General features: G+C 35.7%; 16 protein-coding genes. 11 read left to right on the top strand and 5 right to left on the bottom strand.

The features are described from left to right. Nucleotides 1-3 precede the first annotated feature (3 nt). From ribB to JMN12_RS12510, 4 genes are all read right to left on the bottom strand, one after another. Nucleotides 4-1,128: a 3,4-dihydroxy-2-butanone-4-phosphate synthase gene (gene ribB, locus JMN12_RS12525; protein WP_009751131.1), complete on the bottom strand. Its 1,125-nt coding sequence runs from the start codon at nt 1,126-1,128 to the stop codon at nt 4-6. Nucleotides 1,129-1,153: 25 nt separating this feature from the next. Continuing rightward, entirely contained in the window at nt 1,154-1,699 is a 546-nt protein-coding gene (locus JMN12_RS12520) for a hypothetical protein (RefSeq protein WP_203083479.1), read from the bottom strand. Beyond that, nucleotides 1,699-3,249, bottom strand: coding sequence for a helicase HerA-like domain-containing protein (locus JMN12_RS12515; protein ID WP_203139542.1), 1,551 nt, complete (start codon nt 3,247-3,249; stop codon nt 1,699-1,701). Before JMN12_RS12515 ends, JMN12_RS12520 begins: the two co-directional genes overlap by 1 nt. Nucleotides 3,250-3,318: 69 nt before the next feature. Beyond that, on the bottom strand, nt 3,319-3,960 hold the full coding sequence (locus tag JMN12_RS12510; RefSeq protein ID WP_088594288.1) for an O-methyltransferase: 642 nt from the start codon (nt 3,958-3,960) through the stop codon (nt 3,319-3,321). 77 nt (nt 3,961-4,037) lie between these two features. Between JMN12_RS12510 and pncA the strand changes: the two genes are divergently transcribed. From pncA to speB, 9 genes are all read left to right on the top strand, one after another. After that, nucleotides 4,038-4,574 carry a bifunctional nicotinamidase/pyrazinamidase gene (pncA, locus tag JMN12_RS12505; RefSeq protein ID WP_009751127.1) on the top strand — a complete coding sequence of 179 codons (537 nt, stop codon included), beginning with the start codon at nt 4,038-4,040 and terminating at the stop codon, nt 4,572-4,574. Nucleotides 4,575-4,577: 3 nt separating this feature from the next. Continuing rightward, nucleotides 4,578-4,952, top strand: a complete 375-nt coding sequence (locus tag JMN12_RS12500; RefSeq protein ID WP_088594289.1) for a hypothetical protein — start codon at nt 4,578-4,580, stop codon at nt 4,950-4,952. A 17-nt stretch (nt 4,953-4,969) separates the two neighbouring features. Then, the gene (locus JMN12_RS12495) at nt 4,970-6,322 is read left to right on the top strand and encodes a M14 family zinc carboxypeptidase (RefSeq protein WP_088594290.1); all 1,353 of its coding nucleotides are present in this window, start codon (nt 4,970-4,972) and stop codon (nt 6,320-6,322) included. A gap of 7 nt (nt 6,323-6,329) precedes the next feature. Further along, nucleotides 6,330-7,112, top strand: coding sequence for a hypothetical protein (locus tag JMN12_RS12490; RefSeq protein ID WP_227002864.1), 783 nt, complete (start codon nt 6,330-6,332; stop codon nt 7,110-7,112). 31 nt (nt 7,113-7,143) lie between these two features. Continuing rightward, entirely contained in the window at nt 7,144-7,968 is an 825-nt protein-coding gene (locus JMN12_RS12485) for an endonuclease/exonuclease/phosphatase family protein (RefSeq protein WP_198465936.1), read from the top strand. A 14-nt stretch (nt 7,969-7,982) separates the two neighbouring features. Continuing rightward, nucleotides 7,983-9,173, top strand: coding sequence for a pyridoxal phosphate-dependent aminotransferase (locus JMN12_RS12480; RefSeq protein ID WP_198465935.1), 1,191 nt, complete (start codon nt 7,983-7,985; stop codon nt 9,171-9,173). Nucleotides 9,174-9,258: 85 nt separating this feature from the next. After that, nucleotides 9,259-10,164: a YitT family protein gene (locus JMN12_RS12475; protein WP_009751121.1), complete on the top strand. Its 906-nt coding sequence runs from the start codon at nt 9,259-9,261 to the stop codon at nt 10,162-10,164. A gap of 56 nt (nt 10,165-10,220) precedes the next feature. After that, nucleotides 10,221-10,589 carry a DUF4293 domain-containing protein gene (locus JMN12_RS12470; protein WP_040361118.1) on the top strand — a complete coding sequence of 123 codons (369 nt, stop codon included), beginning with the start codon at nt 10,221-10,223 and terminating at the stop codon, nt 10,587-10,589. Nucleotides 10,590-10,689: 100 nt separating this feature from the next. Continuing rightward, on the top strand, nt 10,690-11,562 hold the full coding sequence (speB, locus tag JMN12_RS12465) for an agmatinase (protein WP_198465934.1): 873 nt from the start codon (nt 10,690-10,692) through the stop codon (nt 11,560-11,562). Nucleotides 11,563-11,575: 13 nt separating this feature from the next. On the opposite strand, the gene JMN12_RS12460 is transcribed toward speB, so the two are convergent. Then, nucleotides 11,576-13,927, bottom strand: a complete 2,352-nt coding sequence (locus tag JMN12_RS12460) for an ATP-dependent helicase (RefSeq protein WP_203139541.1) — start codon at nt 13,925-13,927, stop codon at nt 11,576-11,578. A gap of 125 nt (nt 13,928-14,052) precedes the next feature. On the opposite strand from JMN12_RS12460, the gene pepE reads away from it, so the two are divergent. Together pepE and JMN12_RS12450 are read left to right on the top strand one after the other, a co-directional pair. Beyond that, complete coding sequence (gene pepE / locus JMN12_RS12455; protein ID WP_203139538.1) at nt 14,053-14,751, top strand: dipeptidase PepE; 699 nt, start codon at nt 14,053-14,055, stop codon at nt 14,749-14,751. Beyond that, complete coding sequence (locus JMN12_RS12450) at nt 14,748-16,871, top strand: Tex family protein (protein ID WP_203139537.1); 2,124 nt, start codon at nt 14,748-14,750, stop codon at nt 16,869-16,871. Before pepE ends, JMN12_RS12450 begins: the two co-directional genes overlap by 4 nt. The last annotated feature ends 74 nt before the right edge of the window (nt 16,872-16,945 follow it).

Below are 16,945 nucleotides of genomic sequence, written 5' to 3'. Positions count from 1 at the left end.
TTTTTAATAAGGAATTTCTTCTGTGATTTCAAGTCCGTAGCCTGACATACCTACATAATTTGACGCATTTTTAGAATTGCTAAGCAATCGCAATTTACGAATACCTAAATCATTGAGTATTTGAGCTCCCATACCTATATCTTTAGTGTCTTTATCTATTTGAGGTAGAGGATTTCCTTTTTGGTTTTCCTTCATTTGAGTAATATGTTGTAATAGGTTCTGAGAATACCTTTCTTTATTGATTACAATTACAGCACCTTTGCCTTCCTCGTTTATTTTCTTAAAGATGCGTTCTAATGGATTATCTTTATCACCTGCTAACACTTCTAAAATGTCATTACTAATAAACGAAGCATGTACACGAGTGAGAACAGCTTCATCATTTTTCCAAGTGCCTTTTGTAAAAGCCAAATGGATTTGTTTGTTAGTAGTTTGCTCATAAGCACGCAAGCGAAATTCTCCATAAGGAGTTTGCAATAAGAAGTCTTCTTTTTTTACCACTAAAGTATCTTTGCGCATACGATAGGCAATGAGGTCTTCTATAGATATGATTTTAAGATCAAACTTTTTAGCTACTTCTACCAATTGAGGTAAGCGAGCCATCGTACCATCTTCATTAAGTATTTCTACTAAAATACCTGCAGGATAAAGCCCTGCTATACGTGTGAGGTCTATAGCAGCTTCAGTATGTCCTGAACGGCGTAACACACCTCCTTGTTTAGCACGGAGTGGAAATATATGTCCTGGGCGTCCTAAATCAAATGGTTTAGTTTCAGGATTTACCAATGCTTGGATAGTTTTAGCCCTATCGAAAGCTGAAATACCTGTAGTACAACCATTTCCTTTCAAATCCACTGATACAGTGAATTGAGTTTCGTGTAGTACGGTATTGTTCTGCACCATCATTGGTAGGTCTAACTCTGCACATCGTTTTTCAGTAAGTGGCGCACATACTAATCCGCGACCGTGAGTAATCATAAAGTTAATCATTTCTGGAGTTACTTTCTCAGCTGCTGCTATGAAGTCTCCTTCATTTTCACGGTTTTCATCATCTACTACAATGATTACTTTTCCTTTTTTTATATCCTCTACAGCTTCTTCTATGCTGTTTAGTTTAAAATTATTCATTTTTTATATAATATATAACTTAACTTTAAAAGTTGATAGTGATATGTTTGATTTTTGCGCTCTCTTCTATATCATCTTTAGAGATATTATCAGTAAGACCGAAAGCAGTTTTGATTGCAGTTTTATCGAATGTAAAATAGAAATTTTGACCTTTAGGAGTAACGAGCACACTACTAATAGAGGGTTGTATTTCTAAATCAGGGTATTTATCTTTCACATCTTTGAAAGTACTCTCTAATGATATACCTTTTTCAGTAGTGTACAAAGGAGAGAGTACTAGTACGCTCTCTATCACTTCTACGCCTTTTTCATTGGTAGTAGGTGTGATTTCAAGAAGTTCTTTACCATCCTTGCTAAGGATTGTAATGCGCTCAGAACTTGCATAACGCAACTCTCCTTCCACATTAGAATTTACAATTGAATCCTTAGCAAAAATAGAATCTAATTTTTGTATAGGTGTATTTTTTTGAAGTACCCCTATACTGTTATTAGTAATGAGAAAATTATTTTTGCTGTTGTTACAAGCAGTAAGCCCGATCAAGGCTATAGCGGTGATGATAAGCTTTTTCATTATTTCTTGATAATTTTGTTCAATATTCCTAATACACCTCGTATAAAGGTAGCACTGGTTACCATTTTTACTAATGGGTTTTGTCCTGAGCGTTTTGCTGGAGTTTTAGAATTGTTGTTAGATGATGTTTTTTCTACTTTTTCTGTCCTATCTGCCTCTTCTTTAGCTACTTTTTGCTTTTGTTCTTCCTCGTGAACTTCTTCAATTTTTTTATTGAGTAACTCATAAGCACTTTCACGATCGATAACTTCGTTGTACTTACGTACCAATTCAGAGTTATTTACAAGTTTTTCTATTTCGGTGTCGGTAAGTATCTCCATTCTACTCATAGGAGCGCGCATCATCGTCGCTACCAAAGGTGTAGGGATTCCTTTTTCATTTAACGCAGTCACTAAAGCTTCTCCTGTACCAAGTGTCGTAAGGGTTTCTGTAGTGTCGTAAAATTCTGATGAAGGATAATTTTCAGCGATTAGCTTAATAGCTTTACGATCTTTAGCTGTAAATGCACGAAGTGAGTGCTGTACTTTCATCCCTAATTGTGAGAGCACTGCATCAGGTATATCTGTTGGATTTTGAGTACAAAATATCAATCCTACACCCTTAGAACGTATGAGTTTTACAATATTTTCTAATTGGTTGAGAAGGGTTTTTGAGGCTTCATTGAAAATAAGATGTGCCTCATCTATAAAGATAACCAATTTTGGTTTCTCCATATCACCTACTTCTGGGAAAGTAGTGTATATCTCAGCTAACAGACTCAACATAAAGGTAGAAAACATCTTAGGACGATCTTGTATATCAGTAAGTCTAATGATATTCACATAGCCTTCACCTTGGTTGTTTGTACGCAATAAGTCTTGAGGGTCAAAACTGCGCTCTCCAAAGAAAAGATCAGCACCTTGATGTTCTAACTCTACTAATTTACGCAAGATTGCACTGGTAGAGGTTTTAGAGATAGAACCATATTCTTTTTCAAAACTTGTTTTGCCCTCTTCAGTAGCATATTGAAGAATTTTTTTGAGATCTTTGAGGTCTAAAAGAGGTAATGCGTGGTCATCACAGTATTTGAATACAACTGCGAGAACGCCCTCTTGTATATCGCTTAGGTCTAAGATACGTGAGAGCAATACAGCACCAAATTCTGAAATAGTAGCGCGCATACGCACTCCTTTCTGAGCTGAAATAGTAAGTAATTCGGTAGGAAAAGCTTGTGGTTGAAAATCTAATCCTATTTTTCCTAATCGTTCTAAAATAAAAGGTTTTACTTCACCCGATACTGCAATCCCACTGAGGTCACCTTTCAAGTCCATTAAAAGTACAGGAACACCTTTTTTAGAAAGGTTTTCAGCAATTACTTGTAGTGTTTTAGTTTTCCCTGTACCTGTAGCTCCTGCAATAAGCCCGTGGCGGTTTAAAGTTTTTAAAGGTAGTTTTACTAAAGCATTTTCAATAGGTTGCCCTTCGTATACTGCACCACCTAAGATGATGGCATCACCTTTAAAGGTATAGCCGTTAGTAATAGTTTCTCTAAAAGATTCTATATTAGTCATTTCATTTAATTATCTAAAGCGTTTCAAGCGACAAAGATACATACTTTTATCGAAATATACAAATTTTCCTTATTTTATTCTTGATACCGTAATGCCGTCACGAATAGGCAATAACACTGTCTCCATCCGTGGATCATCTTTTAACTTCTGATTATATATCATTAGTGCTTGAGTATGCTTATCGTTGTGTTTTACTTCTTCTACTACCTTACCACTCCACAACACATTGTCCGAAAGAATGATGCCACCTCGGTTCATTTTTTCGATAACCAAATCAAAATAAAGACTGTAGTTTTGTTTATCAGCATCAATAAAAACAAGGTCAAAAGTAGTGTTGAGAGTAGGAATAATATCGGCAGCTTTACCGAGATGTTGTACTATTTGACTTCCATAGCCACTACGGTCAAAAAATTCACGTTGCAAGTCGATGAGTTCTTCTTTGATATCAATAGTATGTAGTACTCCATTCGTTGATAATCCTTCTGCCAAGCAAAGGGTAGCATAGCCCGTATAAGTACCTATTTCCAAAATAACTTTAGGCTGTACTAACTTAGATAATAAACTGAGAAAACGCCCTTGTAAATGCCCACTAATCATTCGTGGTTGGAGTACACTAAGGTGTGTACGCTTACTGAGTTCTTGCAACAAAAGAGGCTCATTATCAGTATGTTCGTTGGCATAATTTTCTAAATCTTCTGATAAAAAGTGCATTAGCAAAATATTTTTTAGGGCAAAGATAGTAATAATATTAGAAAATATTGTAATTTTGGGCGCAAATTCACGACTATATGAAAGCACTCGTTATCATTGATGTACAAAATGACTTTATGCCTACAGGATCTTTACCTGTGAAAGAAGGAGATCAAATTATACCTTTTATCAATGCAGAAATGCAGAAAGGTTATGACCTTGTAGTTGCTACTCAGGATTGGCACCCTGCTACCCATAAAAGTTTTGCAAGTCAGCATAAGGGTAAAAAGCCTTTTGATGTAGTTCAGTTAAATGGTATAGAGCAAATACTGTGGCCAGACCACTGTGTGCAAGGGACTTTTGGTGCTCAACTACATAAAGACCTCGACATAAGACCTATATCAGCCATTTTTAGAAAAGGAATGAACCCCGAAATAGATAGTTACAGTGCTTTTTTTGATAATAACAAACTTAATAATACGGGCTTGCACGGCTTTTTGCAGGACAAAAGTATTACAGAACTCGTATTTTGTGGTTTAGCAGGTGATTTTTGTGTAGCTTATAGTGCCAATGATGCCAAAGCCTTGGGCTACAAAGTAAATTTGTTTGACAAAGGAATAAGATCTATTAATTAAGAAATGGCTCAAATAATTTCATATCAGAGAGAAGGTGCAATTGTATATGTACAAAAAGGTGCTGAATGTGATCCTTCTTTACTGGATAAACCAAGAATATGGATAGACTTTAATACCCCTTGGGAGGATTTATATTTCCTATCACAAGCTGATATAAAAACAGATTCTAATGGCAATGAAATAAGCTTGAAAGAAGGAATGCAAGTTTCTGTTTTTGATTTTGACTCTGATGAAAATAATAATCCAGATAATCTATTAGCTGATGGTATTGTAGTTTTGAATGAAACAGGAACATATACCAATACGAAATGGCTTATAAAAGTACTTCCTAATGAAAAATATGGGAAATACTATTGGGTATCAGATACTAAAAAGTAAAAAATGAATTGTATAAAATGAAATATATCACCTACATACTATCAGCCTTACTCCTTGCAAGTTGCGAAACTCATTTTTTTTCGTCTCCTGAGAAATATGAAACTCCCTTTGAAAATAAAGATGGTTTAAAAAGCTCTTCGTATGAGGAAGTGATTGATTATTACAAACAACTTTCGCAAGACTTTGCTTCTATATCTTTCAAAACAATGGGACAAACTGATAATGGTGTACCCTTGCATTTGGTGATATACAGCCCTGATGCTGAATTTAACTTCAATAAATACCGCAAAGAACGAACTATTATCTTCATCAACAATGCAATTCACGGCGATGAACCTGACGGAGTGGACGCTACGATGTTGCTTTTCCGTAATTTAGCCCAAAATGAAATCAAACTTTCTGGGAATGTGATGGTAGTAACCATTCCTGTCTATAATATAGGAGGAATGCAAGAAAACAGGAAAGAGAGTGCTGCTCACTATAATTTAGACAACGATTTTGTAAAAGCTGATGTAGAAAATACTTTATCTTTCGCTAAAATCTTTCAAGAAATACAACCCGATATTTTTATAGACAACCAAGTAAGCCGAAAAGAAGAGTATCAATACACTCTTAGCTACTCATTTTCTAACAAACAAAAGTTAGGAGCTTTCTTAGGAGGGTATATTGAAAATGTATTGACACCACGCCTTGCTGATACCCTCCTGAATAGAAGTGATATTTTCAAAAAAGATACACTTCACAAACCTTTTCGACGTTTAATTGTTGATGATACTATCGGCAGAGCAAACAATGCTATTGGCTATGCTTCACTTTGGAATTGTATAGGTATTCGCTTAAATACTCATATATTTCAATCGTATAAACAACGGGTAGAAGCTAACTATGAAACTATGAAAACTATTATAGAAGTTGCCGATGCTGATAATCAGTATATTAAACAACTAAAAATAAAACAAGCTCAGACATATGCTAAAGAAGTATCATCTGAATACTACATAATTCCCAAAGCGTGGCAACAAGTAATTGCACGACTCAACGCTCACAATATAGAAATGAAAGAGCTCACAAAAGATACTTTGATGAATGTAAATTATTATCAAATAGAAGACTTTAAGACTATAACACATCCATTTGAAGGGCATTATTTACATTATGACACCCAAGTAAGTAATCATAAAGAAAAAATGCAGCTTTACAAAGGTGATTATGTGGTACCTACTTCACAGTTTGCCAAACGATATTTGTTAGAAACCTTGGAACCTACTGCTGCTGATTCTTTCTTCAACTGGAACTTTTTTGATAGTATTTTTGGAGAAGGAGTACAAGAAGAAAATAAAATTATTTATCCAATTTACCGAAAAGAGTAATAGTATTATGAAGAACATAACTAATTATTTTATCTTCTTATGTTGTATCTTACTGATTTCTTCTTGCAAACAAAAATCTAAAGAAGAAACCTCAGAAAAGGAACTGTCTACCTCTATTTCTGATACCATTTCTCAAAAAGAACAACTTTCTTGTGAAGAATGGCTTACAAAAGTGATGCGCTCTTCAAATTTTATTCCTTTAGCTGAAGTATCTATTGCCGATTGTTATCTCTATATAGATGAAGCAGAGTTAGATAACATTACTATGTGCGTATACCTTCCTACTGATGGAGATAGCAAGACAATGCCTATAGGTTGGTTGCAATTGAATGTTACTGAGAAGAAACTTTATGATATTTTTTCAGATCCCGATAACCCTAAAGAGCTAAAGTTTAACACTTCTTTGTTAGACCAATACGATTTTGAAACATTTTGTGGAGTATCATCTCAAATAGAAAAGAAAGTTAATGAAAAACGCAAAAATTGTAAAGATATAGCTAACCATCATAATTTCACTTTTACTACTATATGTGAATACCCTAATGTTACAAACTTTACTGCCTTATATGATTCTCTTAGAGCAGTTGAAAAAGATCAGAATTTATTAAAGAAATTACCAAAAAAAGATACATTATTCACTAAAAATAAATCTATAGAAATTAAATATCGATTGTATAAAGATAGTATAACAGTGAATATGCTCTGGATTGAATCAGCAGGAAGTATTGATTACAAGATTTATAAAGAAGGAAATAAAGGAGTTACTCTAACAATTAATGCTCCAGATTAATAAAATACGACCTTTAAAATATCTGACTTATATGAAACAATTATTATTTATTTTATGTATTTTACCAGCTTTTACTGTAGCACAAAACTTAAGCGTAATGACTTACAATATTCGCTATGACAACAACTACGATGGTATAAACTCTTGGACAGAAGGCAATAGAAAAGAAAAGGTATTTACCATTATCAACGATGCAAATCCTGATATCTTTGGGGTACAAGAAGCCTTAGCTCATCAGCTTAAATTCTTGGAAGAGCGTTTTCCTACCTATCAACGTGAAGGTGTGGGACGTGATGATGGTAAAGAAGCTGGTGAACACTCAGCTATCTTCTTCAAAAAAAATCGTTTTGTCTTACTTGATAAAGGTAACTTTTGGCTCTCTCAAACACCTGATGTTCCCTCCTTAGGTTGGGATGCTACTTGCTGTAATCGCATCTGTTCTTGGGTGAAACTCAAAGACAAAAAAACGACCTTTTGGGTATTCAATCTTCATTTTGACCACGAAGGTAAAGTAGCTCAAATACAAAGTGCTGACTTAGTTTTACGAAAAATCAAAGAAATTGCCAAAAATGGGAAAGTTATTTTAATGGGTGACTTCAATCTCCCTACTGAACATCCTGCTGTACAAAAGATAGCAACACAGCTGTATGATACTCAGTTATCTCCCACTAACAAAACACCTAATATGGGTACTTTTAATGCCTTTAAAACCGATGAGCCACTGAAAGGACATATAGATTTCATTTTTACAGAAAAATCTATTAAAATCAAACAATACAAAATTATAGAAACCCGCATCGATAGTCTCTATCCCTCTGACCACTTACCTGTATGGGTACAATTACAACTAAAATAAAATAACAAAACGATATGAAACAGTATTTATCCGACCGTATCAACGCTATGGAAGTTTCGGCTACCTTAGGAATGGCAGCTAAAACACGAGAACTCAAAGCTGAAGGCAAGGATATCATCGGTCTTAGCTTAGGTGAACCCGATTTTGATATTCCTGATTTTATAAAAGATGCCGCTATTGAGGCTATACAGCAAAATTACAGCAAATACACACCTATTGACGGGTATTTGGAGCTGAGAGAGGCAATTTGTGAAAAGTTCAAAAGAGACAACAATCTCAATTACAAACCTTCACAAATTGTAGTTTCTACGGGAGCTAAACAATGCTTGGCAAATGTAGCTTTGGCGATGCTCAATACTGGTGACGAGGTGATATTTCCTGCACCTTATTGGGTGAGTTATAAGGAAATAGCTAAAATGGCAGGAGGCATTCCAATAGAGGTTCACACAACCATTGAGAATAACTTCAAAATAACTCCTGCTCAGTTAGAAGCTGCTATTACTTCTAAAACAAAAATGGTATGGTTCAATACCCCTTGTAACCCTAGTGGTTCTATCTACAGCAAATCCGAATTAGAAGCCCTTGCTGTAGTACTTAGGAAACATCCTCATATTTTCATTCTTTCTGACGAAATTTATGAATACATCAACTTCACCAATGAGAGAGTAACTAGTGTTGCTGAAATCGATGGCCTTTATGAACGTACTATTACTGTAAATGGAATGTCTAAAGCATTTGCAATGACAGGTTGGCGTATAGGTTATATGGGAGCCCCCGAATGGATTGCTAAAGCTTGTGCTAAAGTACAAGGACAAGTAACGAGTGGTGCTAACGCCATAGCACAACGAGCTTCTATTGTAGCTTTAAAAGCTCCTAAGAGCAAAATACAATATATGGTAGATGAGTTCAAATGTCGAAGAGACTTAGTATTACAACTTTTAAATGAGATTGAAGGCTTTAAACTCAACATTCCTGAAGGAGCTTTTTATGTGTTCCCAGATATATCGTCTTTCTTTGGTAAAACCTTAAGAGGTCGCGTTATAAACAATGCTACTGATTTTTCTTTATATCTATTAGAAGAGGCAATGGTAGCTACTGTTACAGGAGAAGCTTTTGGAGATGCTAATTGCATTCGTTTCTCGTATGCAGCTTCTGAGAAAGATTTGCGAAAAGCTATCCGTCGTATCAAAGAAAGTTTGCAATAATTTTGTTTGGCAATTCAATGAAAAGTATTACTTTTGCGCCGTTTCTTAAAAATAAGAACATTTATTCTTTTAAATTCTTACATCAATGGCTATATCAGAGAGTAGAACTATTAAATACTTAAAATCTTTTTATCTAAGAGATTACCTTACTATATTTGTAGGGTTAGTATCTTACGCTGTGGGTATTACAGGCTTTATAATGCCTAATGGGATAGTAACAGGAGGATTAGCAGGTATTTGCCTTATCCTAAATTACAAATTGGGGTTAGATTTTGCTATTACCTATTGGACAATTAATATCACCCTTTTATTAATAGGTTTTAAGGCAGTGAGCAAACAGTTCACTTACCGAACTTTTATCTCCATATCTATTTTATCAGGATTGATTTGGGCAGGGAAAGAGTATTTGATGCCTTACTTTTTGGAACACCCTCCTTTGAGTGGTGATTTTCTTTCTGTAATTATGGGTGGTTTACTCTGTGGTACAGGTTTAGGTTTAGTATATTCGGCTAATGGAAGTACTGGTGGTACCGATATTATAGGATTTATACTCACTAAATATTGGAATATGAGTATTGCACGTATTCTCTTGGTAGTGGATGTGTGTATTGTATTATCCTCTTTCTTCATTTTAGAACATCAAGACAATTCAATTGAAAAAACTGTTTATGGGCTTATCCTTCTTCCATTGATGTGGCAAATGGTTGAAATTGTTATCAATGGGGCAAGACAATCAGTGCAGTTATTTATATTTTCAAAACACTACGATGAAATTGCAAACCATATCAATAGTGAACTAAAACGTGGTTGTACTATTATTGATGGTATTGGTTGGTACTCTAAATCTTCACAGAAAATAGTGATTGTAATTGCTCGTAGAACAGAAGCTACTTCTATTTTCCGCTTAGTACGTACTATAGACCCTTCAGCGTTTGTAACCAAAACAAATGTCATGGGAGTTTATGGTAATGGCTTTGATAAATTGAAATAATTTTTCCTATTTTCAAGAAAAGTAGTATATTTGCCCACTGAAAAAAACAATAACAGATGATTCAGAGAATACAAACAGTTTATATGCTGATAGTTGCAATAGTAGCAGGTCTTCCTGTTCTTTTTGGGTTGGATTGGATCAGAACAATAGTCTTTGCCCTTTCGGCTGTATTGGCTATCTACAGCATATTTAAATATAAGAAAAGAAGTGTTCAGCAGTGGCTCAACTGGCTGAATATACTTATAAATTTTACTTTACTAGGAATATTTGTATATCGAATGCTAAACTCACCTGGAGAAAGCTTTATTTCTGAGAAAGGTGTTGGGGTTTTCGCACCCGTGCTTTCTATCGTTTTTTTGTTTATGGCCAACAAGGCTATCAGACGGGACGAGAAGCTCGTAAAATCTGCAGACCGATTGCGATAGACCTATAATCTTAGTAGTGTTGTGCGTTAAAAAAATCCTAAGTATATATACTTAGGATTTTTTTATTACCTTTGCACTTTATTCGCTAAATATATAAACAATGAAAAGAACGTATGCTGGAATTCCAGAGGAAAATGCAACACTGGAAAATGCCAAAGTAATGTTAGTAACAGTACCTTATGATGGTACATCTACATGGGGCAAAGGAGCTGACAAAGGTCCTGAATTATTTTTAGATGCCTCAGAAAATATGGAGTTATACGATATTGAAACTGATACTGAGCCTTACCTCAATGGAGTGTATTTAGCAGGTGAAGTAACTGAAAGTAGTTCACCTGAAGCAATGACACAAGCCGTTTATGAAAAGACCCAAGAACTATTGAAACACGAAGATAAGCTCTTTACTCTTTTTGGTGGGGAACACTCAGTGTCTATTGGTTCAATACGGGCTGTAGGTGAGAAATATGAAAAACTCACTGTATTACAACTTGATGCTCATACTGATTTACGTCCTGAGTATCATGGTTCTACCTCTAATCACGCTTGTGCTGTGTTTGAAGCGAACCAAAAGCACAAATTGGTACAAGTAGGTATCCGCTCAATGGATGCAGAAGAAAAACAATATTTGCCTAAAGGTCGTGTGTTCTTTGCTCACGAAATTGCTAAAAATAACAATTGGATAGAGGATGTATTAGACAAAGTATCTGGTAATATATATATCACTATTGACTTAGATGCTTTTGATCCAGCAATAGCACCTTCAACAGGAACTCCTGAGCCAGGTGGTTTACAATGGTATCCTACGCTCAAACTCTTGCGTAAAGTGTTTAAAAAATGTAATGTAGTGGCATTTGATATTGTAGAACTAATGGATAGTCCGCAAGCAAAACCAACTGCTTTCTTAGCTGCAAAACTCTACTACAAAATGTTAGCTTATTATTTTAAATATAACAAGAAAAAAGGTGTCTCATAACGACACCTTTTTTCTATTCATTTATTATAGTGAGTTTTGCAAAACGCAATAGTATATTCTTCAGTCCTCCTGACTCAAAATTAACTTGTGCTTTTTTATCATTGCTTACACCTTCAAGAGCTTTGATGATTCCTTTACCGAAACGTTCGTGATAAACAGTTGTTCCTACTTCTAATTCGTTGTAGATAATTCTGTTAGGTGAAGCATTTTGTATACTATTCACGGGTTTAAGCTTGCGTAATCGCTGTTGTTCATCACCCGTAGGGGCATTTTTAGAGGGGGGGGTACCACTGATAGGCTTTTGTAAACGCAATTTGCTCTTATCTACTTCACCAAAAATATCTCTATCTATCAAAGGTTTATAACGATAGTTAGGATTAGACAAAGTGGGAGTGAGATAATGTAAGTAACGTTCATCTATTTCCTCTATAAACCTACTTGGTTCGGTATCTGATAGATTTCCAAAACGATAGCGCCTTTCAGCATAGGTGAGATAAGCCTGTTTTTCAGCACGTGTAAGCGCCACATAAAACAAGCGACGTTCTTCTTCTAATTCATCACGTGACTGTATACTTTTTGCTAAAGGAAAGAGATCTTCTTCCATTCCCACTATATATACATACGGAAACTCCAAGCCTTTAGCTAAGTGAATTGTCATTAAGGCTACACGATCGTCATCTCCTATCTCTTTATCGCTATCGGTAGCTAAAGATACATCTTCTAAATATTCAGCTAAACTACCTATACTATCCGCTACATCTTCTTGTCCAATCACAAAGTCTTTCATACCATTAAGCATCTCTTCTATGTTTTCCATTTTAGCGATCCCCTCAGGAGTACCATCTTTTTTAAACTCTTGTAATAATCCTGTTTTTTTAGCTACTTGTTCTGCTACTTCAAATACATTCGCTCGCTGATTGAGTGCTTGCAAGTTGAGTATCATCACCACAAAATCTGTGAGTTTTTGCTTGGTTGTACTATTGATATGTAATTCAGGTAACTTATTCACATTGTACATTATCTCAAAGATAGACTTCTTATAGTGATTGGCTGCCAATGTAAGTTTCTCCATTGTAGTTTCTCCAATACCACGAGCTGGAAAATTGATAATGCGTACCAATGCTTCTTCGTCATTAGGGTTGATAATCAAACGCAAATAAGCAAGCATATCTTTAATTTCTTTGCGTTGGTAGAATGAAAGTCCTCCATAAATGCGATAAGGTATATCACGTTTTCTAAGAGCATCTTCTATAGCACGCGATTGTGAATTAGTTCGATAAAGTACGGCAAATTTACCATTAGCTAACTGGTGCTGCATCTTATTTTCAAAGATAGAACTCGCTACAAAACGTCCTTCATCGGCATCAGTAGGACTACGATGTACTTTGATAAGCTCTCCCATCTCATTTTCAGTGAATACTACCTTATCTAACCGTATTTTGTTGTGTTCAATTACACTGTTAGCTGCTTCCACTATATTTTTAGTAGAGCGGTAGTTCTGTTCCAATTTATATTCTTTAGCTTCAGGATAATCACTTTTAAAATTCAATATATTATTGATATTTGCCCCACGGAAAGCATAAATACTTTGAGCATCATCACCTACCACACAAATATTGTGAAAACGGTCAGCAAGAGCTTTTACAATAAGATACTGAGAGTGGTTTGTATCTTGATACTCATCTACAAGTATGTACTGAAAGCGATTTTGGTATTTAGCTAATACTTCAGGGTATACATTCAGCAATTCATTTGTTTTCAGCAGTAAATCATCAAAGTCCATAGCTCCTGCTTTAAAACATCTTTCTACATACTCCTGATAGATTTCTCCAAAACGCGGTTGTTTCCTAATAGCATCATTTTCTACAAGTTCAGGATTATTGAAATAAGCTCGTACTGTAATAAGATTATTTTTTAAAGAAGAAATGCGTTGTTGTATTTGTTTGTATTTGTATACATCTTTATCCAACTCCTTTTCTTTAATAATTCCATTAATAAGTCGTTGAGAGTCTTGAGTATCATAGATAGTAAAGTTCTGAGGATAACCTAATTTATCAGCTTCAAAACGCAATATTTTAGCAAATACAGAGTGAAAAGTACCCATCCATAGATTTTTAGCCTCGCTATTGCCTACAATATCCGCAATACGTTTTTTCATTTCATTAGCTGCCTTATTAGTAAAGGTAAGTGCAAGTATATGAAAAGCATCTACTCCTTGTCGCATTAGGTTAGCAATACGATAAGTAAGCACACGAGTCTTGCCCGAACCTGCTCCTGCAATTACGATAATAGGACCTTCTTTCTGAAGTACTGCCGCACGTTGTGGTGCATTAAGTCTATTGAGTTCCTTTTCAAATGTATCCATAAATAGTGTGTTTTTAAGGGTGCAAAGGTAGCGATAATTTAGCAATTAGGCAATTTAGGAACTGATAGTAATTTTGCTTCTCTCATAATTATTTAGTACTTTTGCAGCCTAACATTCAACAATCGATGAAAAAACTTTTATTAGCTAGTACCTCAACTGTATATGGTGGTACTTATCTCTCTTATTTGCGTGATGAACTCAGCGATTTTTTCCAAGGAACTAACGAAATTCTTTTTGTACCTTATGCACGCCCCAGTGGAATTTCTCACGATGAGTATACTCAAATGGCCGCTAATTTTTTTCAACAATTAGACAAAAAGGTAGTAGGTTTACACACTTTTGTCAATCCTAAACAAGCTATAGAACAGGCAGAAGCTATTTTTACAGGAGGTGGTAATACCTTTGTATTAGTAAATGCTCTATATCAATTAGATATTATAAACTCTTTACGCAAAGTAGTATTAGGAGGTACACCCTATATGGGCACGAGTGCAGGAAGTAATATAGCAGGACAAACAATGCAAACTACTAATGATATGCCTATTGTCTATCCTCCTTCTTTCCGTACTTTAGAGCTTATTTCTTTCAATATCAACCCTCATTATCTTGATCCCGACCCTCATAGCAAACACAAAGGCGAAACTCGCGAAACACGTATTAAAGAATTTCACGTGTTCAACAATATACCAGTAATAGGGTTGCGTGAAGGCTCTTGGCTGCGTGTAATGGGAGATGAAATAAATTTAAAAGGAGAATTTACTGCCCGTTGGTTTGAAAAAGATAAAGACCCAATAGAAATTAGCAATTTTGATAAATCACTATGACAAACATTCAATATATAAAAGCCCAAACACAACTACCTGAAAAAGCTATTGAAAACACACTTTCACTATTAACCGAAGGCTGTACTATCCCCTTCATTGCACGCTATCGAAAAGATAGCACTCAGAATTTAGATGAAGTAGCCATTGAGCATATAGCCAAATCCCAAGCTGATTACGACAATATCTGTAAGCGCAAAGAAACGATTCTCTCTTCTATTGAAGAACAAGGAAAACTTACAGACGAATTGCGCAAACGTATTGAGAACTCTTTTGAGCTCAATGAATTAGAAGACTTATACCTGCCTTACAAAAAACGACGTAAAACAAAAGCCGATGTAGCCAAAGAAAACGGCTTAGAACCTCTTGCAAAACAGATAATGAGTCAGCGTGTAACCGACTTGGAACTATTAGCAGGGCGTTATCTTTCCGATAAAGTACCTAGTGAAGAAGAAGCTTTACAAGGAGCTTCGGATATTATAGCTGAATGGATTAACGAGAATACGTTTATACGTCGCACTCTTCGCCGAATATTCCAGCGCAAAGCAATTATCAGTAGCGAAGTAGCCAAAGGTAAAAACGAAGAGGAAGAAGCTCAGAAATACGCTCAGTATTTTGATTGGGAAGAAGCCCTTAACAAAGCGCCCTCTCACCGTGTATTAGCAATGTTGCGTGCTGAAAAAGAAGGATTTGTAAAACTAAAAGTACAAGTAGATAGTGAAGAAACCTTACCTTTTATGGAAGAAAACATCATAAAGAGTAGGGGAGAAGTAGCCGATTTCTTGAAGAAAACGGTAAAAGACAGCTACAAACGCTTATTAGAACCTTCTATTTCCAACGAAACACTACAAGAGGCAAAAGATAAAGCCGATGCGAAAGCTATCAGTGTGTTTGCCGAGAACCTCTCACAGTTGTTATTAGCGTCTCCTTTGGGTGAAAAGCGCATTTTGGCTATTGACCCAGGATATCGTACAGGTTGTAAGGTAGTGTGTTTAGATGAAAAAGGCGACCTTTTGCAGCACGATGTTATCTACCCTCACGCTCCCCAAAATGATATGACTATGGCTACCAAAAAGCTCAGCACAATGGTCTCTCAATACAATATCCAAGCCATTAGTATAGGCAATGGTACTGCTTCTCGTGAAACAGAGTCGTTTGTAAGAAGTATTGCTTTTCCTGAAAAGGTAGAAGTATTTGTGGTGAGTGAAGCAGGAGCATCGGTCTATTCAGCTTCTAAAATAGCTCGCGATGAGTTCCCCGATTACGATGTAACTGTACGTGGGGCAGTATCCATAGGCAGGCGTCTTGCCGACCCATTAGCTGAATTAGTGAAGATAGACCCTAAGAGCATAGGAGTAGGTCAATACCAACACGATGTAAACCAGTTGTTATTGAAAGAGGAGCTCGATGCAACCGTAGTGCGTTGCGTGAATAAGGTAGGGGTAAACCTCAACACAGCAAGCAAATCACTACTCAGTTATGTATCAGGAATAGGAGAGAAGATGGCTGAAAACATAGTAGCTTACCGCTCGGCTAATGGTGCTTTTAGTAAGCGAGAAGACTTAAAAAAGGTACCTCGTTTGGGTGATAAAGTATACCAGCAGGCAGTAGCTTTCTTACGTGTACATAATAGTGAGAACCCGCTCGACAATTCAGCAGTACACCCCGAAGCCTATCCTATCATAAAACAAATGGCGAAGGACACGGGTATCTCAGTTGCACAACTTATAGGTAACAAGCAAGCTATTGCCTCTATTGATATTCAAAAGTACAAAACAGATAAGGTGGGTGAACTTTATTTGAAGGACGTATTAAAGGAATTAGAAAAACCAGGGCTCGACCCTCGTACTACTGCTAAAGCCTTTGCCTTCGACCCTAATGTAAAAACCTTTGATGATGTGCGTGTAGGAATGATATTGCCTGGTATAGTAAATAATATTACTGCCTTTGGTTGCTTTGTGGATATAGGTGTTAAAGAAAGTGGATTGGTACACATCTCTCAACTAAAAGAAGGTTATGTCTCTGATGTAAATGAAGTAGTTAAACTTCACCAACAAGTGCAAGTAAAAGTTATAGAGAAAGACGAAGTGCGCAAACGTATTTCACTAAGTATGGTGTGGTAATGAAAATTATTTCAATTCTTCTATAAGAGAAAAATATAGATTTCTAGTATTTAGTTAGAAAAATAAAAATCTTT

Origin of the sequence: Capnocytophaga genosp. AHN8471, assembly GCF_016806945.1 — a bacterium.
Classification (GTDB): Bacteria; Bacteroidota; Bacteroidia; order Flavobacteriales; family Flavobacteriaceae; genus Capnocytophaga; species Capnocytophaga periodontitidis.
Note: the sequence above shows the minus strand (reverse complement) of the source record. Positions and strands in the feature narration are given on the sequence as shown.

Coding starts and splice junctions, on each gene's coding strand:
- JMN12_RS12500 (WP_088594289.1), top strand. CDS start 4,578: ATGGCTCAAATAATTTCATATCAGAGAGAAGGTGCAATTGTATATGTA.
- JMN12_RS12450 (WP_203139537.1), top strand. CDS start 14,748: ATGACAAACATTCAATATATAAAAGCCCAAACACAACTACCTGAAAAA.
- pepE (WP_203139538.1), top strand. CDS start 14,053: ATGAAAAAACTTTTATTAGCTAGTACCTCAACTGTATATGGTGGTACT.
- JMN12_RS12485 (WP_198465936.1), top strand. CDS start 7,144: ATGAAACAATTATTATTTATTTTATGTATTTTACCAGCTTTTACTGTA.
- speB (WP_198465934.1), top strand. CDS start 10,690: ATGAAAAGAACGTATGCTGGAATTCCAGAGGAAAATGCAACACTGGAA.
- JMN12_RS12510 (WP_088594288.1), bottom strand. CDS start 3,960: ATGCACTTTTTATCAGAAGATTTAGAAAATTATGCCAACGAACATACT.
- JMN12_RS12520 (WP_203083479.1), bottom strand. CDS start 1,699: ATGAAAAAGCTTATCATCACCGCTATAGCCTTGATCGGGCTTACTGCT.
- pncA (WP_009751127.1), top strand. CDS start 4,038: ATGAAAGCACTCGTTATCATTGATGTACAAAATGACTTTATGCCTACA.
- JMN12_RS12480 (WP_198465935.1), top strand. CDS start 7,983: ATGAAACAGTATTTATCCGACCGTATCAACGCTATGGAAGTTTCGGCT.
- JMN12_RS12490 (WP_227002864.1), top strand. CDS start 6,330: ATGAAGAACATAACTAATTATTTTATCTTCTTATGTTGTATCTTACTG.
- JMN12_RS12495 (WP_088594290.1), top strand. CDS start 4,970: ATGAAATATATCACCTACATACTATCAGCCTTACTCCTTGCAAGTTGC.
- JMN12_RS12460 (WP_203139541.1), bottom strand. CDS start 13,927: ATGGATACATTTGAAAAGGAACTCAATAGACTTAATGCACCACAACGT.
- JMN12_RS12515 (WP_203139542.1), bottom strand. CDS start 3,249: ATGACTAATATAGAATCTTTTAGAGAAACTATTACTAACGGCTATACC.
- JMN12_RS12470 (WP_040361118.1), top strand. CDS start 10,221: ATGATTCAGAGAATACAAACAGTTTATATGCTGATAGTTGCAATAGTA.
- ribB (WP_009751131.1), bottom strand. CDS start 1,128: ATGAATAATTTTAAACTAAACAGCATAGAAGAAGCTGTAGAGGATATA.
- JMN12_RS12475 (WP_009751121.1), top strand. CDS start 9,259: ATGGCTATATCAGAGAGTAGAACTATTAAATACTTAAAATCTTTTTAT.